Genomic DNA, 26,338 nt, shown 5'->3' with positions numbered 1-26,338 from the left:
CCAGAACAACCTGTGGGCCAGCCCGCTCGACCAGCAGCTGCAGCAAACGCTGGTCACCAACCTGAGCAGCGCGCTGCCGGGCTGGGTGGTCTCTTCGCAGCCGATGAGCAACGATCAGGATGTGCTGAACGTGACCATCAGCGGTTTCCATGGCCGCTTTGACGGCAAGGCGATCGTTCGCGGCGAGTGGGTGCTGAACCGCCAGGGGCGCTTGATCAAACGGCCTTTCAGCCTGGAGTTGAAACAGGGTGAGGACGGCTATGATGCCCTGGTGCGCACGCTGGCGCAGGGCTGGCAGCAGGAAGCCCAGGCTATCGCCAAGGTGTTGTCCCCCTGAAATGGCAATCAACAGCCATAATGCACCGGTGACGGCTTATGGTGATGGGATCAGATTCGGGATTAGGCCTGTTGACGACGCACCAGAATAAAAGAAAAAGTAAAAAAAAAGTTCCCACCTTACTTGGGAACTTTTTGATAAAAAATAACAGCATGACGACAGTCATTACCGCCGGCGCTCACAGCGTTGTCCATGCAAAAAAAAAGCTTTATGGCAGATAAGAGCATCCGAGCATTATCAGAACTGATATAGATATAAGATTTTAGATATTATTCTCGTCTGATATGCGCAACCCCATGCATATCAGCCTCTGAAGCGTTAGCGTTTATTGTATTGTGACGAGTTCAACGACGCCATTTATAACAAACTGAACCCCCATACAGACCAGCAGGAATCCCATCACTCGGGAAATAGCATCGATTCCCGATGTTCCTACAAGCTTCATAACACCCAGTGACGCCCGCAGAGACACCCATAAAATCAGAGAAATGGCTATCGCAATCAAGGGGGGCGCGGTGTAGGCGACCCACAAATCCAGATGCGATGTTTCAGCGCTGAATGTCGACGCGGCACTGATCAACATAGCAATGGTACCCGGGCCTGCCGTACTGGGCATTGCCAAGGGGATAAATGCTATATTTTTGGTTTTTCCCTTCTCGCCGCTTTGAGGCTTATTCACATCCTGCGGAAACAGCATGTTAAACCCAATAAAGGCAACGATCATTCCACCTGCAATTCGTAATCCCGGAATGGATATGCCAAAGGTATTAATAACAGCCTTACCGGCATACCATGCAACCATCATAATCACAAAGACATAGAAAGCCGCCATCGCTGACTGCTTCTTTTTTTCTTGTTCAGACATGTCGCCTGAAAGCCCAAGAAAAAGAGCGACAGTGGTCAATGGGTTTACCAGCGGCAGTAATAAAACCAACCCTAGCCCAATAAGTTTAAATAACTCAAACATCTTTCCACCTCCTTTTAAAGTGTCCCCCCGGAGCTATCTCCGGGGGGAAGTTCTATCGAGACTTCTCCCATTGCAGAACGGCGCTGATGGCAGCCGGCAATACCGTCAGGGTAAATAGGGTGGCAACGAATAGCCCACCAATAATGGCATAGGCCATAGGCCCCCAAAATACCTGATGCGCGATAGGTATCATCCCTAATATTGCTGCACAAGCCGTCAAGAGTATCGGTCTGGAACGATGCAGTGATGCCTCGACGATCGCCTCAGTATTATCCGCACCTTGCGCCCTGTTTATTTCCACTTCTTCAATAAGGATCACGGCATTGCGGATAATCATCCCCGCCAACGCAATCACGCCAAGAATCGCCACAAACCCCATTGGCGTTCCGGTGGGTAACATGGCGGCGACAACGCCAATCAAACCGAAGGGGGCAATCAACAGCGCCAGCATCATGCGTGAGAAACTACGCAACTGCACCATCAGCAAGATCAGCATCACCAATAAGGTCACTGGCAGAACCGCGAATACGGAACGGTTGCCTTTCATGGCTTCAATGACGCTTCCCCCCTCGGTAATGTGATATCCCGGTGGCAGACTTTTGCGTAATTCATCGACAACAGGCGCCAAACTCTTGGATACGCCGGACGCATTCAGCCCTGGCGCAATATCCGTTTGCACCGTAATGAAAGGCTCTCGTTGCCGCCGCCACTGAATAGGCTCAGCCAACGTATAGCCTATCGTTGCGATCTGCTTTAATGGCACAACGCGCCCATCGGCCGTCGTTAATTGCAAATCCGCGACGGTTTCAATGTCTCTCCGCGTATTTTCCGAAGCTCGCAGCACCACGTTAACCTGGCGGTTTCTGTCCCTGATCGTCGTTACAGCGGACCCCGAATACATTTCAGCAAGGGCGCTGGCGACATCCTGAGAGCTTAATCCCAAGGCCCTCGCTTCCGTCTGATTAAGCGTTATATAGAGTTCTCGTTGCGGTTCTCCCGCAGTAAGGTTGACCTCTCTTGTCTGCGGGTTGTCACCCAATTTCCCCGCCAACTCCATGGATATCTGACGAATTTTGGTCAGATCCGGGCCGGAAACGCGATATTTCAACGGCCAACCTACCGGGGGCCCCAGCTCCAACGGCGAAGCACGCGTTACAAGATGGCCGAAATCTTTTTGCAGAATTTTTTCAAGCCTGGACTTCACGGCGTCACGCTCTTCAAGTCCCTTGGTGACCACGACCAATTGAGCGATATTTTCGTTATCAAGCAACAGGTCCATCGGTAAATAAAACCGCACGGCACCCGATCCAACGTACGTCGTAAAATGATCAATATCGGGATCCTTCTTGAGGATTTCCTCCAAGCGAATGGCTTCCCTCGCCGTATCTTCCTGCACGGCATTTCTCGGCAGAGTCAGACTGACGAGTAACTCCGGCCTGTCAGAAGCGGGAAAGAACTCTTCTTCCATGTGCGAGGATCCGATAAAAGCAATGGCCAGCAACAGAACCGCCACGATGCCGGTCATCCCTCGGCGCTTAAGGATATATCGCAATGCACTTTCGTACTTTTGCATGACTTTACCTTTACCATGGGCGTGTTCCTTCATCACCTTAGGTAAAAGCCACACGCCTATCAGCGGTGAAAAAAGTACGGCAACAATCCAGGAGTTGATGAGTGAGATCAGCACCACCATGAACAGAGAATAACAGTACTCCCCCGCACTCGACGTTGCGAAACCGACCGGGATAAAACCGGCGATCATGACCAATGTGCCGGTCAGCATCGGGAAAGCCGTCGTCGTCCAGGCTTTTGTCGCCGCCTTTTTGACAGGGTCTCCTTTCTCCAGACGCGACATCATGATCTCTACAGTGATCATGGCATCATCGACCAGTAACCCCAGCGCAATAATTAATGCGCCAAGGGAGATACGCTGTATGCCTATACCGGCAATTTCCATGCCGATAAACGTCATGGCCAGCACCAGCGGAATGGATGCTGCAACCACTAACCCGGCACGAGTGCCTAATGACAAGAAAGACACAGCCAACACAATGACAACCGCCTCAAGGAGCACTTTCATAAAGCTCCCCACCGCGTCATGCACCACCGTCGACTGATCGGCCACTTTCAGCACGTTGATACCTGCAGGCAAGCGGCTGGATATATCATCCATCTTTTCGTTAAGCGCTTTGCCGAAATCCAGCATATTGCCGGTCGGGGCCATGGAGATGGCCAGGCCAATCGCCGACTCCCCGTTAACTCTGAAGGCCGGCGTCGGCGGATCGACCGCCTCGCGAGAGATGGTCGCAATATCCGTCAGAGGAACGAATTTATCCTGAATATGCAGTGTCAGCTGTTTGAGGCTTTCTTCCGATGCGAAAGCGCCGCTGACTCTCAACATGACTTTATCTTTGTCGGTTCTGATTTCTCCCGCCGGAGTCACGGCATTTTGCGCGCTGATGGCGCTCTTGATTTGGTCGAGCGTCAGCCCCATGCCCGCAATTTTCTGCGGTGAGAATGATAAGATGACCTGCTCTTCTTTCACGCCCAGCAGGTTCACTTTCCCAACATCCGGCAGCGTTAAGACGTCCGTGCGAACTTTATCAACCAGATCGCGCAGTTCACGCTCGCTGAATCCTTCACGCGTAAAGCCATAGATGGTGCCGTAGGTATCATCAAATTCATCGTTGACGGCAGGTGAACTGACGCCAGCAGGAAGCTGAGGGGAAACGTCCTTTATTTTTTTCCTGACCGTATACCACAGTTCTTTCACTTTCTCCGGCGGCGTATTATCACGCAGATAGATAAAAATAACCGACTCGCCGGGCCGGCTATAACTCTCCAAATAATCAAGGTAAGGAACTTCCTGAAGTTTCTTCTCCAACGGATCGGTCACGAAATTGACGGTATCCTCCACAGAGGCCCCAGGCCAACTCGCGGAAACCACCGCCGTTTTAATGGTAAACGCCGGATCCTCGTTGCGCGGCAAGTTGTAATAGCTCATCACCCCGGCAATGGTGATAACCAACATAAAAAAGGCAACCAGTTGCTGATTGGCAAGCGCCCAGGCAGACAGGTTAAACTTCTCGGGTTCAGAGGCATTCATCAGAATTTATCCTCCAAACTCACTTTCTCCCCAGGCCGTAACTTGCTCACGCCAGCGATCACCACCTTGTCGCCAGGTTTGAGGCCATCAGCAATAAACACGTCCTCGGAGCTATAGCGAGTAACGTTAACTTTGCGCAATGCCAAGGTTAATGTATCCGGTTGAACGATTAAAACGGCAGGATCCGCGCCATCACGGGTCATCGCAGACGCCGGCAGAACAAACGCTGCCTGCCCCGGGATCACGATACTTCCCTGCACCGTCGCGCCCAAAGCCATTTTCTCTGGAGGGTTCGGCAGCGAGACTCTGACTCGCCAGGTCCGCGTCTGCTTATCCGCCTGTGGATTCACATCTCGGATCACGCCCTCAGTCACGACGGAAGGATCGGAAAGCAGCGCAATCTTGACTTTATTATCGGACAGATTGCTGTACAAAATCGCTTCTGGAACGTCAAATACGGCATCCACTCCCTGATTGAGTGAGAGCGTAACGACCCCCTGCCCTGCGCTGACAGTTTGTCCAGGATTCAGATTAACCGAAGTCACTACGCCATCTGAAGGCGCAACCAGACGGGTGTAACCCAATTGCTCCTGAGCGATTTTCAAATTCGATTGAGCAGAGACGCGTTTTGCCGCCGCGACTTCAAGATTGACCCTCGCTTCATCAACCTGAGCCTGCGCGATAGCACCGGTTTTGATCAATGATTGCAGCCTCCTGAAATTGAGAGCAGCCAGGCGCTCTGAAGAAACGGCACCGGCCAGTTCGGCCTGCGCACTGCGCACCTGATTCTCGTTATTTCTGGGCTCCAACGTCGCGATCGTTTGCCCCGCCTTTAATTTGTCCCCCACATCGACTGGGCGGCTGAGGAGCCGGCCGTCAATGCGAAACGAGAGCTGAGACTCCTCATGGGGGCGAATTTCTCCAGTATGCTTTATTAAGACTCCGCCAACCGGATTATCGACGACAAGCGTTCGTACGGAACGTGTAGGCACCTCCTGTGTCTTTGCTTTATCATCACATCCCGCCAAAAACACGGCCAGGGGAATAATAAACAGTTTCCAATATTGAAATGAGAACACGCTCTTGACCGCACTTATTAACCTGAACAAACCTACTGACATAAGACATTCTCCTGATAGTCTGTCGAAGAATTAAACCTTTTTTATGTGTAGATTTAGTCCATGTTTTTTCAAGGAACCATCAAGACTCTATTTTCATTGGAAGAATGAGTTGAAATAGCATCCCACCGTCAGGATGATTCTGAGCACTGAGACTGCCGCCGTGCTCCCGACTTATCGCCATGGCGATAGAAAGCCCAAGCCCACTCCCCCCCAGATTTCTCGACCGTGAGCTCTCCTCCCGCGAAAAACGTTTGAACATCAAGGGCAAAAAGGCTTCACTGACCCCCGGCCCATAATCGCGAAAACCGACGACAACTCCATCATTAGAATGATTAACGGTGACTGTCAGTTTCTTGCCGGAATGCGCGTAGCGCATTGCATTTTTTATGATAATCGTAACAACTTGCCCAATTCGGAACGGATCGGCATAGACGAAGACAGGAGTAGTATATTCAAATTCAATCGTGAAGTTTTCCTGAGAAGCTTCCGCCTTTTGCCATTGCAAACGCTCCTGAATCAAATCGCAAAGATTCACATGGTATTTTTCTAATGATAACGCCCCGGCTTGCGACAACGACAGCATTTGAAGATCATCAATAAGGCGATTTAGGCTGGTCAATGGCTGCATGACCAGATTTAACTGATGCTTATCCGGCTCGAACACGCCATCCATAATGCCCTGAAGGCGTGCAATTGAAGCCGTTAACGGTGAACGTAATTCATGCGCCATGGCAATATGAGAAGCACGCAACTCTCCTTCATAATAAGTCAGCTTTTTAGTCATCTCATTGAAATCGTGAGTTAGAGTAAGAAGTTCTTCCGGCGCTTTCTCTTCTAATTTTGCTTGCACAGAGAAATCTCCCTCCGCGACTTTTCTCGCGGCAGTGACCAGGTAGGAAAATTGCTTCGCCAACGGCCGCGACATATAAAGCCCCTGTAAGACCATCAGAGGTATGGCGACAACCACCAAAATAGCCAGCATAATCCAATCCCCCGACGTGATCGACGGATTAGCAAAATCAATGCCATACCAATAGTGAAAAAGGCTATAAAACCTGTACAAATCTTCATTGGGATTTTCAAGCAACCGCAGGAACTCTTTTCGGACATCTGCCGGCATTTCATGATATAAAACCCAGGCGCTATAAATGGCATAGCGCAACCACATACAGAGTGCAATAATAACAATCACCCCGACAGATTGGGAAATTACCCTCACACAAATCCACTTCCAAAGTGAAACTCTTTTGTCTTTTTTATTCATTTATCCCAATACCTGTAGCCCATCGCTCTAACGGTCAGCAGTACATCATCCACCCCTACCGAGTTGAGTTTTTTTCGCAAGTTATAAATATGTGTATCGACAACTCGCTCAAATGCATCACTTTCCGGTAAACACATGTTTAATAATGTTTGGCGGGAAAACGCTCTTTTGGGCGCACGCATTAGCACAGATAACAATAAAAATTCAGTCGGCGTAAGATCCACTACAATTTTAATGTTTTCGGCGGGGCAGACGTGAACCAGCATCGCCTCTTCATCGAGTTGTACCGGGCCACAAATAATAAGATCAGATTTTATATTTAAAGCAGTCGCTCTTCTCAGCACAGCATGAACCCGAGCAACGACCTCTCCCGGGTTATAGGGTTTCACGATGTAATCATCAACGCCGTGCCTCAACGAGGAGATCTTATCCTGAATCTCGCCGATTGCCGTCACCATGATAACCGGCACATCGCTCTTTCTACGCACACGTGCCAATATTTCATTGCCATTTATTCCCGGCAGCATGACGTCTAATAAAACCAAGTCAGGTTGCCAGGAAAAAACCATCTCAAGCCCTTTAACACCATCGCCTACCTTGGCAACGGCAAAGCACTCTCTTTTTAGATAAGCTTCCAGGACTTCTGCAGCATGCATATCGTCCTCGATGATTAAAATTCTTTTTTCTTCCATATATTAACCTACTATTCAGTCACGCTAACCAAGTAAAAAATATAATAAAGTCTAGCACTTTTTTAATTAAAGAATAAACAAAAAACGAAGATAGTACATATCTGACGATTAAAAATAAAGTCAGCACGACTTCACTCAAAATCAGCCCGACAAAAAACACAATACAATAACATTAAAATTCAAATAGTTATCAACGGAACAGCATTAACCCAAAAATAAAAAAACAGAAATTGATAACATCTTGACAAAGTTAAGCAATAATCGATATTTCAGTAGCGCTAACAGGTGAAAATATCGGGAGCCGATGCAATGGAAATGAGCAAAGTTGAACAGTCAAGAATATTTATTAATAGCGTTATCAATCTGTTGGAAATGCATCTCAGGCAACCGATAAACATCATCAACCTGATTGATAAAACTGGATATTCCAGATGGTATGTTCAACGTAAGTTCTGTGCTTTGGCCGGCATATCGATGAAGTCTTACATCAGATCAAGAAAAATGACAGAGGCGGCGAAAATGATTTTATCTACAGACAGGAAGATCATAGATATTGCACTTGAATATGGTTATCTGGAACAGCAGGCCTTCTGTCGCATCTTTAAAAACCACTATGGCGTTTCCCCTACGATGTTTCGAAAAATGAATAAGCCACGTGAGGATATTTGGATATCGGCGAAAACAGTGCTTGTAAAACTCACAAACGATGGGAAATAAAATCGAGAACGTAACGAAGTTACAACATGTTGTCAACGATGAAGAAAAATAGGATATGATTAATCAGCGCATGTTTATGACAAAAGGCCAAATAACCCATTAATTTTTATTTAGAATACCTTTTCACGAACAATCAGCTCAATAAATTAGCAACATCTAGAGCCAATGAATAACTTTCCTTGATTATACAATCAACGACATTTTCTGTCGCCAGCCAAACGCGATCTTATTCGCTTAGTCCCAACCGGTGGCTTTCTCAAATACATAGTGATACGACTGTCTTTTAGAATTCTTTTGCTTTCTCGAATGTCTGGGATATTGAGGTGGTGCCGATAATAGGAGTCGAACCTACGACCTTCGCATTACGAATGCGCTGCTCTACCAACTGAGCTATATCGGCATTGAGCCGGGCCTGCGGGGCAAGCCGGAAGTGCGTTGAACAAGGTAGACCTGCGCGCGAAATGAGTCAATAGCCGCCGGGGCGTTTGGTTGTTTTGCAAGCAGCCACACTGCCGCGCGTTGGCCCTTCCAAAAAAATCAGGGCGCAGCCCGCTGCGCCCTGACCTCTTTATGATCGCAATGCGGCCTTAGCTGCGCACCAGATCGTCGCCGTAGCCGATCCACTTGTAGGTGGTCAGCGCATCCAGGCCCATCGGGCCGCGGGCGTGCAGTTTCTGGGTGCTTACCGCCACTTCCGCGCCCAGGCCGAACTGGCCGCCGTCGGTGAAGCGGGTGCTGGCGTTGACGTACACCGCCGAGGAGTCCACCGCGCGCACGAAGTGCTCGGCGCTGCTCAGCGAGCGGGTGAGGATCGCGTCGGAGTGGTTGGTGCCGTGGGTGCGGATGTGGTCGATGGCCTGATCGATATCGTCCACCAGCAGCACGTTCAGATCCAGCGACAGCCATTCATCGTCGTAATCTTCCGCGTTCACCGGCACCACCGTCGCCGGGCCGCCCTGCAGCAGCGGCAGCGCGTTTTCCGCCGCGTGCAGCGTCACGCCCGCCGCCGCCATTTTGGCGCTCAGCGCCGGCAGGAACTCGGTGGCGATGCTGCGGTTCACCAGCAGCGTCTCCAGCGAGTTACAGGCGCTCGGGCGCTGGATCTTGGCGTTTTCAATCACCGTCAGCGCCTTGTCGAAATCGACGTCGGCATCCACGTAGGTATGGCACACGCCGATGCCGCCGGTGATTACCGGGATGGTCGATTGCTCGCGGCACAGCTTGTGCAGGCCGGCGCCGCCGCGCGGGATCAGCATGTCGACATAGCGATCCAGGCGCAGCAGTTCGTTCACCAGCGCACGATCCGGACTGTCGATCGCCTGCACCGCCGCCGCCGGCAGGCCGCACTGTTCCAGCGCCTGCTGGATCACTTTCACCGTTGCCTGGTTGGTATTGTGCGTCTCTTTACCGCCGCGCAGGATCACCGCGTTGCCGGTTTTCAGGCACAGGCTGGCGACGTCGATGGTGACGTTCGGCCGCGCCTCGTAAATCACGCCGATCACGCCGAGCGGCACCCGGCGGCGCTCCAGCTTCAGCCCGCTGTCCAGCAGGTTGCCGTCCAGCACGTGGCCGACCGGATCGTTCAGGCGGCACACCTGGCGCACGTCGTTGGCGATCGCCGCCAGCCGCGCCGGAGTCAGCAGCAGGCGATCGAGCAGCGCTTCGCTCATGCCGGTGGCGCGCGCCTGCGCCATGTCTTGTTCGTTCGCCAGCAGGATCGCTTCGCTGTTGGCTTCCAGCCTGTCGGCCATCACCGACAGCACCTGATTCTTCTTCGCCGTGCTCAGCACCGCCAGCTGCCAGGAGGCCTGCTTGGCGGCCTTCCCCATCTGCTCCAGCATGCTCACTCCTTAACTGACAATCATATCGTCGCGGTGCACTGCCACCGGACCGTATTCATAACCGAGGATTTCGCTGATTTCCTGCGAGTGGTGCCCGGCGATCATGCGCATCGCGTCGCTGTTGTAGCGGCTGACGCCGTGCGCCAGATCGCGCCCCGCCAGGTTGCGGATGCGGATCACTTCGCCGCGCGAGAAGTCGCCCTTCACTTCGCGAATGCCCTTCGGCAGCAGCGAGCTGCCGCGCGCCATCATCGCTTCCACCGCGCCATCGTCGACGGTGATCTCACCGGCCGGCGGCGCGCCAAAGATCCAGCGCTTGCGGTTTTCCAGCGGGGTTTCCAGCGCGTGGAAACGGGTGCCCACCGGTTTGCCTTCGATCACGTCCGCCACCACGCCCGGCTTGCTGCCAGCGGCGATCACCACGTCGATGCCGGCGCGGCAGGCCACGTCGGCCGCCTGCAGCTTGGTGCCCATGCCGCCGGTGCCCAGGCCGGAGACGCTGTCGCCGGCGATGGCGCGCAGCGCGTCGTCGATGCCGTGCACTTCACGGATCAGTTCAGCCTGTGGGTTGTTACGCGGATCGGCGGTGTAGAGGCCCTGCTGATCGGTCAGCAGCAGCAGTTTGTCGGCCCCGGCCAGAATGGCCGCCAGCGCCGACAGGTTATCGTTGTCGCCCACCTTGATTTCGGCGGTGGCGACGGCGTCGTTCTCATTGATTACCGGCACGATGCGGTTGTCCAGCAGCGCCGTCATGGTGTCGCGCGCGTTGAGGAAGCGCTCGCGGTCTTCCAGATCGGCGCGCGTCAGCAGCATCTGCCCGACGTGGATGCCGTAAATGGAGAACAGCTGTTCCCACAGCTGGATCAGCCGGCTCTGCCCCACCGCCGCCAGCAGCTGCTTGGAAGCGATAGTGGCGGGCAGTTCGGGGTAGCCCAGGTGTTCGCGCCCGGCGGCGATGGCGCCGGAGGTGACGATGACGATGCGGTGGCCCGCGGCGTGTTGCTGCGCGCACTGGCGCACCAATTCGACGATGTGGGCGCGGTTCAGACGCAGCGATCCGCCGGTCAACACGCTGGTGCCCAATTTCACAACCAATGTCTGGCTGCCGTTCATAGTATTTCTGCCGTGTGTAATGATGAGAAGAAGAGTGCAAAGGTCTTTGTAACAGGAGAGACGCGTTATGCCAACAGGCACAACGCGAAATCAGCACAATACGTGGTCAAACGGGGTCAGGCGGAGAGTTTGATCAGTTTTTCTTTGAAATCGTCGGCGGGTTCCAGCCCCAGTTCCATGGTCGCCAGCAGCTCGCCCAGGCGGCGATGGAAGTCGCGCAGGGTGTCTTCCAGCTTGGCGCTCACTTCATCATCCTTAATGTTTTGCGCCGTCCAGTCGCCTTCTTTGTCGAACAGGCCGAATTGGTACGAATAGGTGAAGCGCGCCTCTTCCGCCTGCAGCTCCATCCACCAGCCCCAGAACTCGCGCTTCTCCGGAGCGGGCTTTACATTGACGCAGACGGCCAAACAATCAAAGAAAAAACGGTCGTTTTCACATTGCCCTTCACGCAGGTACGGCCCCAAGCTGGCAAAACGTTTCATTAGTCGGCTTTTAGGGTGACCACTCGGTAACGTCATTCTCTAACCTCCTCAATGTAGACCACTCTTTTTAACAAACTGTTAAAATTTAGCAACTAATTAACGCATTTTGTCCTTCAGCCAGCCGGACATCTGCAGCAGCGCCCGATGGAAGCTGTCGTAAACCGGGGTGCGCGGGATGGCGACCAGCTTGCCGCTCACCGAAGAGGTGACGATCAGCTGCGACTCTTCTTTCGGGCTGAGCGTATCGCGCTCCCAGTAGCCGGAGATCATCGGCGTCGGGCAGCGGCGCCCCAGCAGCCCCTGCATTTTCAGCGAGTAGCTGTTCAGCTCCACCTTCAGCACGTTGTCCGAGGCGTTAGCCATGCCCATGCGGCTGGCCAGCACGTCCATATACATGTCCGGCACGTTCAGCTGGGTGCTGCTGTCGCACAGCAGGCGATGCACCACCGGCCCCAGGCAGGCTACGCCGCGCATCCGCTGCGGCTCCAGGTAGGCCAATCGCACCGCCACGTTGGCGCCGAAGCGGAAGCCAAAGGCGCTCACCCGCTGATGGTCCACCCATGGCACCGAGGCCAGCTGGATCAGCACCTGTTGGTGCAGGTAGCTGGAGTCCTGCGTCAGCTTCCATTTGCAGGAGGAGCCGATCGACGGCATGTCGAGCGTCAGCATGGCGATGCCGTGCGGCGCCAGGTAGTCGCGGAACAGGCGGTGGTAGTCGGTCTGCAGCGTGTCGAGGCTGCCGCACATCAGCACCGTCGGGAACGGCGCTTCGCCGGTCTCCGGCATGTGCAGGAAACCGGTGACGCTGCCGCCGCCTTCGATGCGAAACTCCAGCTCTTTCAGCTGATACGGCAGCAGCAGCGCCGCCTCTTCATAAGCACGGTTGGCGAGCATCTCCGCCTGTTCAGCCAGCTCGTCGCCCTTCAGGTGCGGGTAACCGGCGATGCTGTACAGGCTCGCGGCCTTCAGCCAGTATTCGCCGCCGAGCAGCGGATCCTGCTGCTCCGTCGCCCGCTGCTGCCACTGCATGCCCTGATGGATCCACTCGTAGATCCAGTTGCCGTTGCGGTAGCCCACCACGGTATCCAGCCGCTGCGGATTGCTGCGCTCGGCGTCCGAGGCGGCGATGCGCGCCAGCACTTCGTGGATTTCGATCGGGCTGACGCCGCGCCAGGCCCACAGCAGTGGATTCAGCATGCGGTACCAGCTGCCGGTGGTGTCGCCTTCCAACGCGGAATGCATGGCGGCGCTCACTTTGTTGCGCGCGCGCAGCACCAGCGTCGAGGTTTCAGGGTGTTTGAATTTAGGCTTGAAAAGAATTTCAGAAAGGTTGGCCTGTGCCATGGTAACAACAGCCTCCGTAAATCTGGCGATAGGCCGCAAAAGGCCTACTTAACTGGAGGTAGTGTACCTAACTCTGGCGGGATAAACCAAGATAACGCAAACGCCCGGCATAACCGGGCGTTGACTTAGAACTGGCTAGGCTTAGCGGCCGCCGATCGGGGGAACGAAGCTGACGCCCATGTCCCACGGCTGTTCGATCCAGGTATCCTGCGGGATGTCGACCTCGTAGTCGTCCACCAGCGGACGGCCCGCCGGTTTGGCGAAGATGGTCACGAAATGCGCTTTCGGGTACATGTCGCGGATCGCTTTCGCGGTGCCGCCGGTATCCACCAGATCATCCACCACGATGAAGCCTTCACCGTCGCCTTCGGCGCGCTTGAGCACTTTCATTTCGCGTTGGTTGTCATGGTCATAGCTGGAAATGCAGACGGTATCCACATAGCGGATGCCCAGTTCGCGCGCCAGCAGGCCCGCCGGTACCAGACCGCCGCGGCTTACGGCAATGATGCCTGTCCATTTGTCGGCAGGCAGCAGGCGGTGCGCCAGCTTGCGTGCGTGCATTTGCAGCATATCCCAGGTAACAACGTATTTTTCGCTCATAGAATCGTGTCCCAGCCGGCGGTGAAGCGGCTTATTTTATAGTTCAGGGGAAAAAAGGTTGCGCGAGATTATAGAGACTGGCCGCATTGAATTCCAGCTGTACCGAGGAAAACCTCGCGATTTCCGCCGCGCGGCTTTCCGGTGATTGATGCTGAAAAAACGAACGTTCCCGCAGCGAAGCCGTGTGATCAAGCGCTTAAACCGCACAATACGGGGCGCGCACCGCCGGAAATAAAGTGATATTCTCTGATGATCGTGCCACGACGCACAGATGCCCACTCACCTTAACCGCGCGGCACGCCCGTCCTGTCGGAGCCTGCCGTCACAGGAGACTTATAGTGTCTGAATTGTCTCAGCTTTCGCCACAGCCGCTGTGGGATATTTTCGCCAAGATCTGTTCTATCCCACACCCTTCTTATCATGAAGAAGCGCTGGCGCAGCACATCCTCACCTGGGCCAAAGAAAAGAACCTGCACGCAGAGCGCGATCGGGTCGGCAATATCCTGCTGCGCAAGCCGGCCACCAAAGGCATGGAAAACCGCAAGCCGGTCGCGCTGCAGGCGCACCTGGACATGGTGCCGCAAAAGAATAACGACACCGTACACGACTTTGCCAAGGATCCGATCCAGCCTTATATCGCCGGCGAGTGGGTGAAAGCGCGCGGCACCACGCTGGGCGCCGACAACGGCATCGGCATGGCCTCCGCCCTGGCGGTGCTGGCCGACGACAGCGTAGAGCACGGCCCGCTGGAAGTGCTGCTGACCATGACCGAAGAAGCGGGTATGGACGGCGCCTTCGGGCTGCAGCCGAACTGGCTGCAGGCGGACATCCTGATCAATACCGATTCCGAAGAGGAAGGCGAAATCTATATGGGTTGCGCCGGCGGTATCGACTTCATCACTACCCTGCCGCTGCAGCGCGAAGCGGTACCGGCCGGTTACCAAACCCTGAAGCTGACGCTCAAGGGCCTGAAAGGCGGCCACTCCGGCGCCGAGATCCACGTCGGGCTGGGCAACGCCAACAAGCTGCTGGCGCGCTTCCTGTTCGCCCATGCGGCGGCGCTGAACCTGCGCGTGCTGGATCTGAACGGCGGCACCCTGCGCAACGCCATCCCGCGTGAAGCCTCCGCGGTGGTTGCGGTGCCGGCGGACAAGGCCGACGCGCTGAAAGCCCTGAGCCAGGAGTTCCTGGCGGTGCTGCAGAACGAACTCTCCGCCAAAGAGAAGAACATCACCGTACTGTTGGAGCCGACCACCAGCGCTTCGCAGGCGCTGAGCGCCGACAGCCAGCAGCGCTTCCTGGCGCTGCTGAACGGCACGCCGAACGGCGTGATCCGCATGAGCGACGCGGTAAAAGGCGTGGTGGAAACCTCACTGAACGTCGGCGTGGTCACCACCAGCGAAAACGAAGCGGAAATCATCTGCCTGATCCGCTCCCTGATCGACAGCGGCAAAGACTATGTGGTCGAGATGCTGACCGCGTTGGGCCAGCTGGCCGGTGCCAAGGTGGCGCCGAAGGGCGGCTACCCGGGCTGGCAGCCGGACGCCGACTCGCCGGTGATGCACCTGGTGCGCGAGCTGTATCAGGAGCTGTTCAACAAGACGCCGAACATCATGGTGATCCACGCCGGTCTGGAGTGCGGTCTGTTCAAAAAGCCGTATCCAAACATGGACATGGTATCGATCGGGCCAACCATCACCGGCCCGCACTCGCCGGATGAACAGGTGCATATCGAAAGCGTCGGTCTGTACTGGAAGCTGCTGACCTCGCTGCTGAAAGCGATCCCTGAGCGCGCGTAAGCTGCGCGCTTAACGCAAAAAGCCGGCGACTTGCCGGCTTTTTTATTCCCAAGGCAGCGCCAGCTGCCGCTCCAGCTGCGGATCGAGCAGCGTCACATGCAGCCCCACCAGCCGCACGCCGCGCCCTTCTCGCCGCTCGCGCCACGCCTGCCGCGCCACCTCCAGCAAATCCTGCCGGTTCAGCACCGGGAACACGTGTTCCTGAGTGGTTTGCTGAAAATCCTGAAACTTCAGCTTCACGCCTTGCCGGGCGATGTGCAGATCCGGCTTCACCTTGCGCAGCCGCATCTCCAGCTCGGGGTAGAGTTTGTCGATAATCAGCGTTTCGCAGTCTTCCCAATCGTGAATGTCTTCCGCCAACGTGCGCTCCACCCCCACCGATTTACGCAGCCGCTCCGCCGAGATTTCGCGCCGATCGATGCCCTGACACCGCTCCCACAGCACCCGGCCGAACTTGCCGAAACGCTTGAGCAACTGCGCCAAATCGTATTGCTGCACGTCAGCGCAGGTGATGAGCCCCACCTCTTCCAGCCGCTTGGCGGTCACCTTGCCGACGCCGGGGATCTTGCTGAGCGGCAGCTGCTGCAAAAACGCCGGTACCTGCGCCGGCGTGATCACGTATTGCCCGTTCGGCTTGTTCATCTCGGAGGCGATTTTAGCGAGAAACTTGATTGGCGCGATGCCGGCCGACGCGGTGAGGTTCAGCTCGTCGGCGATCGCCTGACGGATCTCCTGAGCGATCAGCGTCGCCGAACCGTTGCATTGCGGGCTGTCGGTCACGTCGAGATAGGCTTCATCGAGCGACAGCGGCTCGATCAACGGGGTGTAGCGGGCGAAGATTTCACGGATGTGTTGCGAAGCCTCTTTGTAGGCCGCCATGCGCCCCGGCAGCAGGGTGAGATGCGGACACAGCTTGAGCGCCATCGCCGTGGACATGGCGCTATGCACGCCGTAGCGCCGCGCCGGGTAGTTGGCGGTGCTGATCACCCCGCGCCGATCGGCGCTGCCGCCAATCGCCAGCGGGATATCGCGCAGGCTGGGATCGTCGCGCATTTCCACCGCCGCGAAGAAGCAGTCCATATCGACATGAATGATTTTACGCATCGCACCCTCCAGTAACACTGGATAAGTATACAGTCAGATACCGAAAGCTCAAGGCCGCAGGCTTCGATGAAAGCGCCGTTTCCGCCAGATATTTCCGCGTTGTTAAAAAAGCTTAATTTTTCAATAGTATGATTTCCGCCATCCCGTGCGGCTCACCACAACGATAACGACAAGGTACTCTACATGATCAGATTTTCTCATTGGCTGCTGGCTTCCGCACTGTCGCTGAGCGCGCTGGCGGCCAGCGCCGCCGCCGGTCACGCGCCGGCGATCGTCGCCCACCGCGGCGGCACCGCCGATGCGCCGGAGAACACCCGCATCGCCATCGAAACCGCGCTGAAAAACGGCGCCGACGCCGTTTGGATCACCCTGCAAGCATCCAAAGACGGCGTCATCGTGCTGTATCGCCCCTCAGATCTGAAGGCGCTGACCAACCGGCAGGGCCCGGTCTCTGCCTATACTGCCGCGCAGTTGGCCGAGACCGATGCCGGCTGGGCGTTCGCCAAAGGCGATGCGCATCCGTTCCGCGGCCAGGGCATCGGCATTCCGCGGCTGGATGAGGTGTTGAAGGCCTTTCCGCGCGTGACTTTCTATCTGGACATCAAATCCCCGGATGCCGATCCGGCGCAGTTTGGCCAGGCGCTGCTGGCGACGCTGGAAAGCACCGACAGCCTGAATCGCACCCGCGTCTACTCTACCGACGCCAAATACCTGCAGGCGCTGCCGCCGGCCGTCCCGCGCTTCGAAAGCCGCGACGAAACCCGCACGCTGCTGGCCAACGTCACCATGGCGCACCAGTGCGATGTCAAACCGGACAACCGGCAGCCGCGCTGGTACGGGCTGGAGCTGAAGCGCGAGGTGGAAGTGGTGGAGAAGTACACCCTCGGCGAAGGGCGGTCGAAGGCGTTTCTGACCTGGGATAAAGAGTCGATGGATTGTTTCCGCTCGCAGGGCCCGGCGCACATCATTCTGTTCGGCGTCAACACGCCGCAGGCGTATCAGCAGGCGCTGGCACTGGGCGCCGACGGCGTGATGGTCAACTCGCCGGCCGAGGCGAAAAGCTTCCGCAAGGCGAAATAAATCATCGGCCAAGGGCATAAGGCGGTTCGACAAACCCACCTTATGCCCCCCGGCTTTCAACATCCGTTAGTGAGCAGGAACCACCTGGATGATGCCATTTTCATTGCGTACGCTAAACCCTGCCCCAAATAGCCGGGCAGCAGGCTCAATACCTTTACTTCGTTTATCCCGCGACAACAGCGTTACCGAAACCCCGTAAGACCTCCCGCCCTCGAATTTATAGTTATCGTCAGAAATGCACGTAGCCGCGGTGACCGCAGGCATCTCGTTATCCGCGAAGTTCTTGCCGAAGATAGCGTTGGCGTTGCCGATTTCTTCGATAATGACGCCGGCCAACCGCTCGTCCCCTTCCGGTTGAACCCGCACGCAAACGTGGTTATCAACGACAGCGACGCTGGCCGCGTAGTTCTTTGGCCTCGGATCGTTCATGTGCATACAGCCGGCGAGCAGCAAAGTCAGCGTTCCAGCCAAAATAATGCGGTTCATCCTGTTACCTCTGCTTAAAAAACTGAGAAAGCGCATATTCGTATTTTCTGGCGATAGTTTTATCCGTTACACCCTGAAAATTCACGCCATTGTTAATCGCGCCTAGCCAGATAGTGTAACCATACTTCTTCAGGAACCAATAATCAGCGATGATTGAAGCCTGCTGTTCCATAGAGTAGTTATGCAACAGCTGTTTACCATCGAGTCGATATTTGTATTCAGCAGCCCAACTCAATAGCCCTCGGGTTCTCACCCACATGCCTTTTTGATGCTGCCAGACATGGCTCATTTCGTGGATAAATACATGCTGGAAACCTGCGGCGGCCGTGGAAAAATCAGCCTTATACAAAGCTTGTCTAAACCAGATTTCTCCGTTGGGCGCCATGGCCGTTCTGCTGGCTTGCAATCCAAACGGCAGATAGCTATCGCAGTGGACATACACCTTCTCATAGAAAACTGAACGGCCAAACACCGAACGAGCCAAATTAATTTCACCCACTGTTAACGCCCGTTTTATCCTTTCTTGTTGTTGTCCCATCCTGGAACTCCCTGAATCCAAAAGAAACCTAATAAGACGATATTTTAACCAACCGAGTCAATAGACTAACCTGCTGAGAATTATCAGGAAGATCCGAATGATTCTACAATGAGAGATGTATCAACCTTACGATTTAATCCTGAGCAAGATTAAAGATTACGATGGGCGTTTTAGCGATTTCTTTGAATCAAAAGAAGTCTGGTTCTGGCAGGTGATATGAAACGGATAGCAGCAATTATTTCCGGTGCGATAAGATAATAGGTATCAGTCTCATGCTCCTGGCTTTTTCCTTTCTCTCAGACTGGATTGTTGGCCGGATGTTGTGCTGTTTCGTGGGTGGTATACTCAGCAACCTGGCCTATTCAAAATCAAATACCTCCCCCAAATAAAAAAACCCGGCCAAGGCCGGGTTTTCGCTACAGCTACAGAATGCGGTGCTTGTCCAACTGCTCGCGCCGCTGCGCCGCTTTGGCTTCGCGCTTTTTGCGCGCATCGCAAGGTTCCGGGCAGTCGCAGACTTTCTCCATCCCCAATGCGGTGATGCCGCCGCAGCTGCCCTGCAGGCTTTTGCGTTTGAACACGTAGCCCAGCGACATCCCGCCGACGATCAGCAGGAACAACACGAAGGTGGCGGCGAATACCGTCAGCATAGCAACCTCACGAACTCTTTTTCAGGTAGGGTTTGAACGCGTCCGAATAACGCTCCTCAAACCCGTCGGCGGTTTTCACGATCATGAACACCGGGATACCGAGCAGATTGGCCAGCGCCAGGCCGCGCTCCGGCCCCATCACGTTCAGGCCGGTGGACAGGCCGTCAGCGGTCATACAGGTCGGGCTCAGTACGGTGATCGACACCAGGCGGTGGTTGATCGGCCGGCCGGTGATAGGATCGATGGTGTGCGAATAGCGCACCCCGTCCTGCTCGAAGTAGTTGCGATAGTCACCCGAGGTGGCGATCGACATCTCCCCTGGCTGGATCACCAACTGCGCCTGCTGCTGCGCACCGGCGGTCGGGCGCTCGATGGCGATGCGCCACGGCTTTTGCTCGCCGTTGCGCCCGCGCGTGCGCACCTCACCGCCGATATCCACCATGTAATTTTGCACGTGTTGCGATTGCAGATACTCCGCCACCACGTCCACGCCGTATCCTTTGGCGATCGACGACAGGTCGACATACAGTTCGGGGATGCTTTTCACCAGCGCGCTGCCCTGCACCGTCAGTTTATCGGCACCGGTCCAGGCGCGGCGGTGCGCCAGCTCCGCCTCGCTCGGCACTTTATCCGGCCGCCCTTCCGGGCCGAAGCCCCACAGATTGACCAGCGGCCCGACGGTCACGTCCAGCGCGCCATCGGTCACGCGGTTGATGCGCAGCGCTTCGCGCACCACCTCGGCGGTCGCCGGCGAAACCGGGAATGGCCGGTCAATGTCGCGGCTGGCGTTGAAGCGGCTCAGCTCGGAGTCCGGCCGGTAGGTGGACATCTGGTCGTTCACCTGCTCCAGCCGTTTATCGATCTCCGCCTGCATCTCGCGCGCCGACGGCGTATCGTCGCCGGTCACATAACGGATCGAATACGAGGTGCCCATGGTTTTACCCGTCAGGTCCACCTGTTCCGGCCCGCAGCCGGTCAGCAGCAGGGTGGCGCTCAGCGCCACGCCCGTCAGCCAGTTCTTCATCGCCAATGCGCGCATTTAGCCACCAAAGTCATCCAGCATGATGTTTTCGTCTTCGACGCCCAGATCTTTCAGCATCTTGATCACCGCAGCGTTCATCATCGGCGGCCCGCACATGTAAAACTCGCAGTCCTCCGGCGCCGGGTGATTCCTCAGGTAGTTCTCCAGCAGGACATTATGGATAAAGCCGGTGTAGCCGGTCCAGTTATCTTCCGGCTGCGGATCCGACAGCGCCACGTGCCAGGTGAAGTTGTCGTTCTCCGCCTGCAGCTGGTTGAAGTCGTCTTCATAGAACATCTCGCGCAGCGAACGCGCGCCGTACCAGAAGGTGATCTTGCGCTTCGAGTTCAGGCGCTTGAGCTGATCGAAGATGTGCGAACGCATCGGCGCCATGCCCGCGCCGCCGCCGATGAAGATCATTTCGGCGTCGGTTTCCTTGGCGAAGAACTCGCCGAACGGCCCGGAGATGGTCACCTTGTCACCCGCCTTCAGCGACCAGATATAGGAAGACATGATGCCCGGCGGCACGTCCGGGTTGTTTGGCGGCGGCGTGGCGATACGCACGTTGAGCATGATGATGCCCTTCTCTTCCGGGTAGTTGGCCATCGAGTAGGCGCGCACCGTGGTGTCGTTCACCGTCGAGCGGTAGCGGAACAGGTTGAACTTGTCCCAGTCGCCGCGATACTCCTGCGGCACGTCGAAGTCGGCGTAGCTGATGTCGTGCGCCGGGGCTTCGATCTGGATGAAACCGCCCGCGCGGAACGGCACGTCTTCGCCATCGGGGATCTTCAGCTTCAGCTCTTTGATAAAGGTGGCTTTGTTATCGTTGGAGATAACCTCGCACTCCCATTTCTTCACGCCGAAGATCTCTTCCGGCAGCTCGATCTTCAGGTTCTGCTTCACGTTCACCTGGCACGCCAGGCGGCAACCCTCTTTTGCTTCGCGCTTGTTGATGTGCGAGAGCTCGGTCGGCAGGATATCGCCGCCGCCCTCTTTGATCACCACCCGGCACTGGCCGCAGGAACCGCCGCCGCCGCAAGCCGAGGAGACGAAAATTCCCTGGCTGGAGAGCACGTTGAGCAGCTTGTCGCCCGCCGGCGCATGGAAGCTCTTATCCAAATCGCCGTTGATCTCCACCGCGATGTCGCCGGTGTTCACCAGCTTCGATTTGGCGAACAGGATCAGCAATACCAGCACCATCACGATGGTGGTGAACATTGCTACGCCTAAAATAATTTCCATAAATTCTTCCCGCCTTTACAACTGAACACCGGAGAAGGACATGAAGCCCAGCGCCATCAGTCCGGTGGTGATAAAGGTAATGCCCAAGCCGCGCAGTCCCGCCGGCACGTTGGCATACTTGAGTTTTTCGCGGATCCCCGCCATGGCGACGATCGCCAGCATCCAGCCGGTGCCGGAGCCGATGCCGTACACCACCGATTCGGCGAAGTTGTAGTCGCGCTGCACCATGAAGGACACGCCGCCGAAGATGGCGCAGTTCACGGTGATGAGCGGCAGGAAGATGCCGAGCGCGTTATACAGCGACGGGAAGAAGCGATCGAGGATCATCTCCAAAATCTGCACCAGCGCCGCGATCACGCCGATGAAGGTGATGAAGTTGAGGAAGCTCAGATCGACGCCTTCCACCAGCGCGCCGTCGCGCAGGATCAGGTTGTAGACCAGGTTGTTCACCGGCACCGAAATGCCGAGCACGATGGTCACCGCGATGCCCAGGCCAAAGGCGGTCGAGACCTTCTTCGACACCGCCAGGAAGGTACACATCCCGAGGAAGAACGCCAGCGCCATGTTCTCAACGAACACCGCGCGCACAAACAGGCTGATATAGTGTTCCATCGGCCTTTACTCCTTTTCGATCTGCGCCGGCTTCAGGGTGCGCAGCACCCAGATCAGCAGGCCGATGATGAAGAACGCGCTCGGCGCCAGCAGGAACAGGCCGTTCGGCTGATACCAGCCGCCGTTCTGCACCGTTTCCAGCACCGGGACGCCGAACAGCTTGCCGGAGCCAATAAGCTCGCGCAGGAAACCGACCAGCACCAGGATCACCCCGTAGCCCAGCCCGTTGCCGATGCCGTCCATAAAGCTCTCGATCGGCGGCGACTTCATGGCGTAAGCCTCGGCGCGCCCCATCACGATACAGTTGGTGATGATAAGGCCGACGAACACCGACAGCTGCTTGGAGATCTCGAACGCGTAGGCGCGCAACAGCTGATCGACCACGATCACCAGCGAGGCGATGATCGCCATCTGCACGATGATGCGCACGCTGTTGGGAATATGGTGACGGATCAGCGAGATGAAGAAGCTGGAGAACGCCGTGACCAGCGTCACCGCAATGGTCATCACCACCGCCGTCTCCAGCTTGGTGGTCACCGCCAACGCAGAACAAACGCCCAGCACCTGCAGGGCGATCGGGTTATTATCGAACAGCGGCCCCAGCAGGACCCGCTTTATCTCTTTGGAATCAGCCATTTTTCAGCGCTCCTTCACGAACTTTTTTCAGGAACGGGCCGAAGCCGTGCTCGCCCAACCAGAAATCAAACGTATGCTGCACGCCGTTGGAGGTCAGCGTGGCGCCGGACAGGCCGTCCACCCCGTGCACATCCCCCTGACGCGCGCCGCCTTTCACCACGCGGATCGCCGGCTGGCCGTTGTCGTCGAACAGCTGTTTGCCGACCCACTGCTGGCGCCAGGACGGGTTCTCGACCTCGCCACCCAGCCCCGGGGTTTCCCCCTGGTCGTAGTAGGTGATGCCCTTGACCGTGTTGCCGTCGTTATCCAGCGCCACGAAGGCGTACATCATCGACCACAGGCCGGTGCCGTATACCGGCAGCACAATCTTGTTCACCTGGCCGCTTTCATCGCGCACCAGGTAGATTTCCGCCTGATTGCTGCGGCGCTTGATGCCGGCCGGATCGTCGCCCGCCGCCAGCGCCACGCTTTTGGCGTCGTCGCGCAGCGCGGCGCCCAGATCGAACGCCGCCGCCTTGCCGGCGACAAACTCGCCGCTGTTCAGATCCACCAGGCGCGGCTCGATGCGCTCGCTGTACAGGCGCTTGACCTGCTCGCTCTCCATTTTCGGCTGCAACAGGCCGGCTACGTCGAGAATATTGCGCTGCTTATCGAGCAGCTTTTGCTCCTGCTGTTTGGACTTCAGGCCGACGGCGGAGCCCGCCACCACCACAGAACACACTAAACACAGCAGCAGCACTACCAGCAGCGTTTTACCGATGCCGTCGTTTTTCGCTTCATTCGCCACGGGCTTTTCTCCGCTTGATGTTGGCCTGCACCACCAGATAATCGAACAGCGGTGCGAACAGGTTGGCGAACAGGATCGCCAGCATCATGCCTTCCGGATAGGCGGGGTTGACCACCCGGATCAGCACGCACATCACGCCGATCAGAATGCCGTACCACCATTTCCCCTTGTTGGTGAAGGAGGCGGAAACCGGGTCGGTCGCCATAAAGATCATGCCGAAGGCGAAACCGCCCAGCACCAGATGCCAGTACCACGGCATGGCGAACATCGGGTTGGTATCGGAACCGATGGCGTTGAACAACAGGGCGGAAGCCACCATGCCGAGCATTACGCCGGCGACGATGCGCCAGGAGGCCACGCGGCCGAACAGGATAATCGCCCCGCCGATCAGGATCATCAGCGTGGAGACTTCACCGATGGAGCCGGGAATGTTGCCGAGGAAGGCGTCCATCCAGCTGATGGACTGGCCGGTGGCCACGTTGCTCAGGCTGTGCGCCCCGCCAGCGCTCCACTGCGCCAGCGGCGTCGCGCCGGAGAAACCGTCCGCAGAGGTCCACACCAGATCGCCGGAGATCTGCGCCGGATAGGCGAAGAACAGGAAGGCGCGGCCGGCCAACGCCGGGTTGAGGAAGTTGCGCCCGGTGCCGCCGAAGATCTCTTTGGCCACCACCACGCCGAAGGTGATGCCCAGCGCGGCCTGCCACAGCGGCAGGGTCGGCGGCACGATCAGCGCGAACAGGATAGAGGTGACGAAGAAGCCTTCGTTGACCTCATGCTTGCGGATAATGGCAAACAGCACTTCCCAGAAGCCGCCGACGACAAACACCACGGCGTAGATCGGCAGGAAGTAACAGGCGCCCAGCACCATCTTGCTGACCCAGCCGGCGTCGGCCGCCAGCGAGGCGCCGAGCCACTGCGCCAGGCGATAATGCCAGTCGCCCGCCAGCACCTGTTGCAGCTCGTCGCCGCTGTACAGATGGTGCAGCGCCGGGATTGCCTGCTGGCCGACGTTGTACATGCCCCAGAACATCGCCGGGAATACCGCCAGCCACACCAGGATCATCATACGTTTCAAATCGATGGCGTCGCGCACGTGCGAAGCGCCGCGCGTCACCGTGCCGGGGGTATAAAACACCGTGGTGGTCGCTTCATACAGCGGGTACCACTTTTCCAGTTTGCCGCCCGGCGTGAAGTGGTGCTCTATCTTCTCAAAATAATTCTTCAGGCCCATCGGTTATCCTTCCTGCTCAATCTTGGTCAGCACCTCGCGCAGCACCGGCGCGTACTCATACTTGCCGGGGCAAACGAAGGTGCACAGCGCCAGATCTTCCTCGTCCAGCTCCAGGCAGCCCAGCGCCTGCGCGCTGTCGCTGTCGCCCGCCAGCAGATCGCGCAGCAGCAGCGTCGGCAGAATATCCAGCGGCATCACCCGCTCGTAGTTGCCGATCGGCACCATGGCGCGCTCGCCGCCGTTAGTGGTAGTCGAGAAGGCGAACAGTTTGTTCTTCAGGAAGTGGCCCAGCGTGGTGCGGGTAATGGAGAACTTGTTCGGCGAAGGCACGATCCAACCGAACAGCTCTTTGTCGCGCCCTTCTTCCAGCACCGACACCTGCGAGTGGAAACGGCCGAGCCAGGCGTTCGGGCCTGCGGCGTGCATGCCGTTCAGCACCGAACCGGAGATCACCCGGTTCTCGCCGTCTTTCAGGCGGCCGGCGGTCAGCTCCTCGAGGCTGGCCCCCAGGCGGGTGCGCAGCAGCGCCGGCTGCGCCACCTGCGGCCCGGCCAGCGCCACGACCCGGCGGGTATCGAGCTTACCGGTGGTGAACAGCGTGCCGATGGCGATGACGTCCTGGTAGCCGATGTGCCAAACGGTTTTCTTCAGGCTGACCGGTTCCAGGAAGTGAATGTGCGTACCCACCAGCCCGGCGGGGTGCGGGCCGGCAAATTCGCTGTAGGCGATCTGCGGGCTGCTCTGCTGGCCAACGGAGGCACCGGCGGCGTGGCATACGTGTACCTTGCCCGTCGTCAGGCGCGCCAACACCAGCAGCCCGGCGTTGAACGCCGCCTGCTGTTCGGCGATGATCACCTGCGGATCGGCGGCCAGCGGCTGGGTATCCATCGCGGTGACGAAAATAGCGCGCGCTTCGCTGCCGGGGCTCGGCGTTTTGCTGAACGGACGGGTGCGCAGCGCGGTCCACAGGCCGCTGGCGATCAGTTCACTCTCGACCTGTTCGCGCGGTAGCTGGGCCAGCTCGCCCAGCGGGTAATGCGCAAACTCGAGCTGATCGTCACCGCCGTTTTCCAGCGCAATCACCACCGATTGCAATACGCGCCGTTCGCCGCGGTTAATCGCGGCGATGCGGCCGCTGGCGGGAGCCGTGAAGAAAACCCCGGGGTTTTTCTTATCTTCGAACAACGCCTGGCCTTTCTTAACGGTATCGCCTTCCTGCACCAGCATGGAGGGACGCATTCCGACATACTCTTCCCCAAGCAGGGCGACATGCTGAATGTTCGGGCCGTCTTGGATCGCCTGAACCGGAGCCCCGGCTATTGGCAGATCTAACCCTTTTCTGATCTTAATCATAGGATTTATACGATGTAGTTTGGTTTACACGTCTGCCCGGCCCCAGAGGCGGGTGCTGACGATGCCAGGATTGCCGGGCAGTGCGCATGGCGGCACGCCCAACATGAACTTTCTCGCAGTGAAAAATCGGGGTAACGCGCATTCCCTTGATTCCCCCTTTCCGTTGTTTGCTCGACAGTCGATGTGTTAACGGCCTGTAGCCAAATAACCATCAA

At 56.8% G+C, this 26,338-nt stretch carries 25 protein-coding genes and 1 tRNA gene; 4 read left to right on the top strand and 22 right to left on the bottom strand.

Annotated elements, in window-relative coordinates; all coding sequences use genetic code 11:
* A partial coding sequence (locus AWX27_RS23600; RefSeq protein ID WP_197414194.1) for an ABC-type transport auxiliary lipoprotein family protein occupies window positions 1–337 on the top strand: 337 nt, incomplete at its 5' end.
* A 325-nt stretch (window positions 338–662) separates the two neighbouring features.
* Here the strand turns inward: AWX27_RS23600 and AWX27_RS23595 are convergent.
* From AWX27_RS23595 to AWX27_RS23575, 5 genes are all read right to left on the bottom strand, one after another.
* Window positions 663–1,304, bottom strand: coding sequence for a MarC family NAAT transporter (locus tag AWX27_RS23595; protein WP_060425309.1), 642 nt, complete (start codon window positions 1,302–1,304; stop codon window positions 663–665).
* Window positions 1,305–1,356: 52 nt separating this feature from the next.
* Window positions 1,357–4,410 carry an efflux RND transporter permease subunit gene (locus AWX27_RS23590; RefSeq protein WP_060425308.1) on the bottom strand — a complete coding sequence of 1,018 codons (3,054 nt, stop codon included), beginning with the start codon at window positions 4,408–4,410 and terminating at the stop codon, window positions 1,357–1,359.
* Complete coding sequence (locus AWX27_RS23585) at window positions 4,410–5,531, bottom strand: efflux RND transporter periplasmic adaptor subunit (RefSeq protein ID WP_060425307.1); 1,122 nt, start codon at window positions 5,529–5,531, stop codon at window positions 4,410–4,412. The genes AWX27_RS23590 and AWX27_RS23585 overlap by 1 nt, the downstream gene beginning before the upstream one ends.
* 79 nt (window positions 5,532–5,610) lie before the next feature.
* Window positions 5,611–6,795 carry a sensor histidine kinase gene (locus tag AWX27_RS23580; RefSeq protein WP_060425306.1) on the bottom strand — a complete coding sequence of 395 codons (1,185 nt, stop codon included), beginning with the start codon at window positions 6,793–6,795 and terminating at the stop codon, window positions 5,611–5,613.
* Window positions 6,792–7,487 carry a response regulator transcription factor gene (locus AWX27_RS23575; RefSeq protein ID WP_060425305.1) on the bottom strand — a complete coding sequence of 232 codons (696 nt, stop codon included), beginning with the start codon at window positions 7,485–7,487 and terminating at the stop codon, window positions 6,792–6,794. Before AWX27_RS23575 ends, AWX27_RS23580 begins: the two co-directional genes overlap by 4 nt.
* A gap of 309 nt (window positions 7,488–7,796) precedes the next feature.
* Between AWX27_RS23575 and AWX27_RS23570 the strand changes: the two genes are divergently transcribed.
* Window positions 7,797–8,204 (top strand): helix-turn-helix domain-containing protein, encoded by a 408-nt coding sequence (locus AWX27_RS23570; protein WP_060425304.1) that lies wholly within the window; start codon window positions 7,797–7,799, stop codon window positions 8,202–8,204.
* Between the two features lie 324 nt (window positions 8,205–8,528).
* Here the strand turns inward: AWX27_RS23570 and AWX27_RS23565 are convergent.
* The 6 genes from AWX27_RS23565 to gpt form a co-directional block, all read right to left on the bottom strand.
* Window positions 8,529–8,604, bottom strand: a tRNA-Thr gene (locus AWX27_RS23565).
* Window positions 8,605–8,791: 187 nt separating this feature from the next.
* Window positions 8,792–10,045 carry a glutamate-5-semialdehyde dehydrogenase gene (proA, locus tag AWX27_RS23560; protein WP_060425303.1) on the bottom strand — a complete coding sequence of 418 codons (1,254 nt, stop codon included), beginning with the start codon at window positions 10,043–10,045 and terminating at the stop codon, window positions 8,792–8,794.
* Between the two features lie 9 nt (window positions 10,046–10,054).
* A complete protein-coding gene (gene proB / locus AWX27_RS23555) occupies window positions 10,055–11,158 on the bottom strand; it encodes a glutamate 5-kinase (RefSeq protein WP_015376738.1) in 1,104 nt (367 codons plus the stop codon).
* 116 nt (window positions 11,159–11,274) lie between these two features.
* Complete coding sequence (gene crl, locus AWX27_RS23550; RefSeq protein ID WP_033641981.1) at window positions 11,275–11,676, bottom strand: sigma factor-binding protein Crl; 402 nt, start codon at window positions 11,674–11,676, stop codon at window positions 11,275–11,277.
* A 60-nt stretch (window positions 11,677–11,736) separates the two neighbouring features.
* Complete coding sequence (frsA, locus tag AWX27_RS23545; protein ID WP_060425302.1) at window positions 11,737–12,984, bottom strand: esterase FrsA; 1,248 nt, start codon at window positions 12,982–12,984, stop codon at window positions 11,737–11,739.
* 141 nt (window positions 12,985–13,125) lie between these two features.
* Window positions 13,126–13,584, bottom strand: coding sequence for a xanthine phosphoribosyltransferase (gene gpt, locus AWX27_RS23540; RefSeq protein WP_025301674.1), 459 nt, complete (start codon window positions 13,582–13,584; stop codon window positions 13,126–13,128).
* Window positions 13,585–13,922: 338 nt separating this feature from the next.
* On the opposite strand from gpt, the gene pepD reads away from it, so the two are divergent.
* Window positions 13,923–15,383, top strand: a complete 1,461-nt coding sequence (gene pepD / locus AWX27_RS23535) for a beta-Ala-His dipeptidase (protein ID WP_060425301.1) — start codon at window positions 13,923–13,925, stop codon at window positions 15,381–15,383.
* Window positions 15,384–15,425: 42 nt separating this feature from the next.
* Here pepD and dinB read toward each other — a convergent pair whose 3' ends face one another.
* Complete coding sequence (dinB, locus tag AWX27_RS23530) at window positions 15,426–16,487, bottom strand: DNA polymerase IV (RefSeq protein ID WP_016928981.1); 1,062 nt, start codon at window positions 16,485–16,487, stop codon at window positions 15,426–15,428.
* A gap of 183 nt (window positions 16,488–16,670) precedes the next feature.
* Here dinB and AWX27_RS23525 point away from each other — a divergent pair, with 183 nt between their 5' ends.
* Window positions 16,671–17,567: a glycerophosphodiester phosphodiesterase family protein gene (locus AWX27_RS23525; RefSeq protein WP_060425300.1), complete on the top strand. Its 897-nt coding sequence runs from the start codon at window positions 16,671–16,673 to the stop codon at window positions 17,565–17,567.
* 66 nt (window positions 17,568–17,633) lie between these two features.
* Here AWX27_RS23525 and AWX27_RS23520 read toward each other — a convergent pair whose 3' ends face one another.
* The 10 genes from AWX27_RS23520 to AWX27_RS23475 all read right to left on the bottom strand — a co-directional run bounded on the left by AWX27_RS23520 (window position 17,634) and on the right by AWX27_RS23475 (window position 26,123).
* Window positions 17,634–18,053, bottom strand: a complete 420-nt coding sequence (locus AWX27_RS23520) for a putative T6SS immunity periplasmic lipoprotein (RefSeq protein WP_060425299.1) — start codon at window positions 18,051–18,053, stop codon at window positions 17,634–17,636.
* Between the two features lie 4 nt (window positions 18,054–18,057).
* Window positions 18,058–18,591 carry a hypothetical protein gene (locus AWX27_RS23515; protein WP_060425298.1) on the bottom strand — a complete coding sequence of 178 codons (534 nt, stop codon included), beginning with the start codon at window positions 18,589–18,591 and terminating at the stop codon, window positions 18,058–18,060.
* A gap of 422 nt (window positions 18,592–19,013) precedes the next feature.
* A complete protein-coding gene (gene nqrM, locus AWX27_RS23510; protein WP_004930244.1) occupies window positions 19,014–19,241 on the bottom strand; it encodes a (Na+)-NQR maturation NqrM in 228 nt (75 codons plus the stop codon).
* A gap of 7 nt (window positions 19,242–19,248) precedes the next feature.
* Window positions 19,249–20,280, bottom strand: a complete 1,032-nt coding sequence (locus tag AWX27_RS23505; protein ID WP_060425297.1) for an FAD:protein FMN transferase — start codon at window positions 20,278–20,280, stop codon at window positions 19,249–19,251.
* Window positions 20,281–21,504: an NADH:ubiquinone reductase (Na(+)-transporting) subunit F gene (gene nqrF / locus AWX27_RS23500; protein ID WP_033637209.1), complete on the bottom strand. Its 1,224-nt coding sequence runs from the start codon at window positions 21,502–21,504 to the stop codon at window positions 20,281–20,283.
* Window positions 21,505–21,519: 15 nt separating this feature from the next.
* Window positions 21,520–22,116: an NADH:ubiquinone reductase (Na(+)-transporting) subunit E gene (gene nqrE / locus AWX27_RS23495; protein WP_015376732.1), complete on the bottom strand. Its 597-nt coding sequence runs from the start codon at window positions 22,114–22,116 to the stop codon at window positions 21,520–21,522.
* A gap of 6 nt (window positions 22,117–22,122) precedes the next feature.
* Window positions 22,123–22,752 carry an NADH:ubiquinone reductase (Na(+)-transporting) subunit D gene (locus tag AWX27_RS23490; RefSeq protein WP_004930232.1) on the bottom strand — a complete coding sequence of 210 codons (630 nt, stop codon included), beginning with the start codon at window positions 22,750–22,752 and terminating at the stop codon, window positions 22,123–22,125.
* Window positions 22,745–23,539 carry a Na(+)-translocating NADH-quinone reductase subunit C gene (locus tag AWX27_RS23485; protein ID WP_015376731.1) on the bottom strand — a complete coding sequence of 265 codons (795 nt, stop codon included), beginning with the start codon at window positions 23,537–23,539 and terminating at the stop codon, window positions 22,745–22,747. Before AWX27_RS23485 ends, AWX27_RS23490 begins: the two co-directional genes overlap by 8 nt.
* Window positions 23,529–24,770 carry an NADH:ubiquinone reductase (Na(+)-transporting) subunit B gene (locus AWX27_RS23480; protein ID WP_033649926.1) on the bottom strand — a complete coding sequence of 414 codons (1,242 nt, stop codon included), beginning with the start codon at window positions 24,768–24,770 and terminating at the stop codon, window positions 23,529–23,531. The genes AWX27_RS23485 and AWX27_RS23480 overlap by 11 nt, the downstream gene beginning before the upstream one ends.
* Before the next feature lie 3 nt (window positions 24,771–24,773).
* Complete coding sequence (locus tag AWX27_RS23475; protein ID WP_060425296.1) at window positions 24,774–26,123, bottom strand: Na(+)-translocating NADH-quinone reductase subunit A; 1,350 nt, start codon at window positions 26,121–26,123, stop codon at window positions 24,774–24,776.
* Window positions 26,124–26,338: the final 215 nt, after the last annotated feature.

This window comes from Serratia sp. 2880STDY5682894 (genome assembly GCF_001537385.1).
Taxonomy (GTDB): domain Bacteria; phylum Pseudomonadota; class Gammaproteobacteria; order Enterobacterales; family Enterobacteriaceae; genus Serratia; species Serratia nevei.
This window is presented reverse-complemented; position numbering and strand designations above follow the sequence as displayed.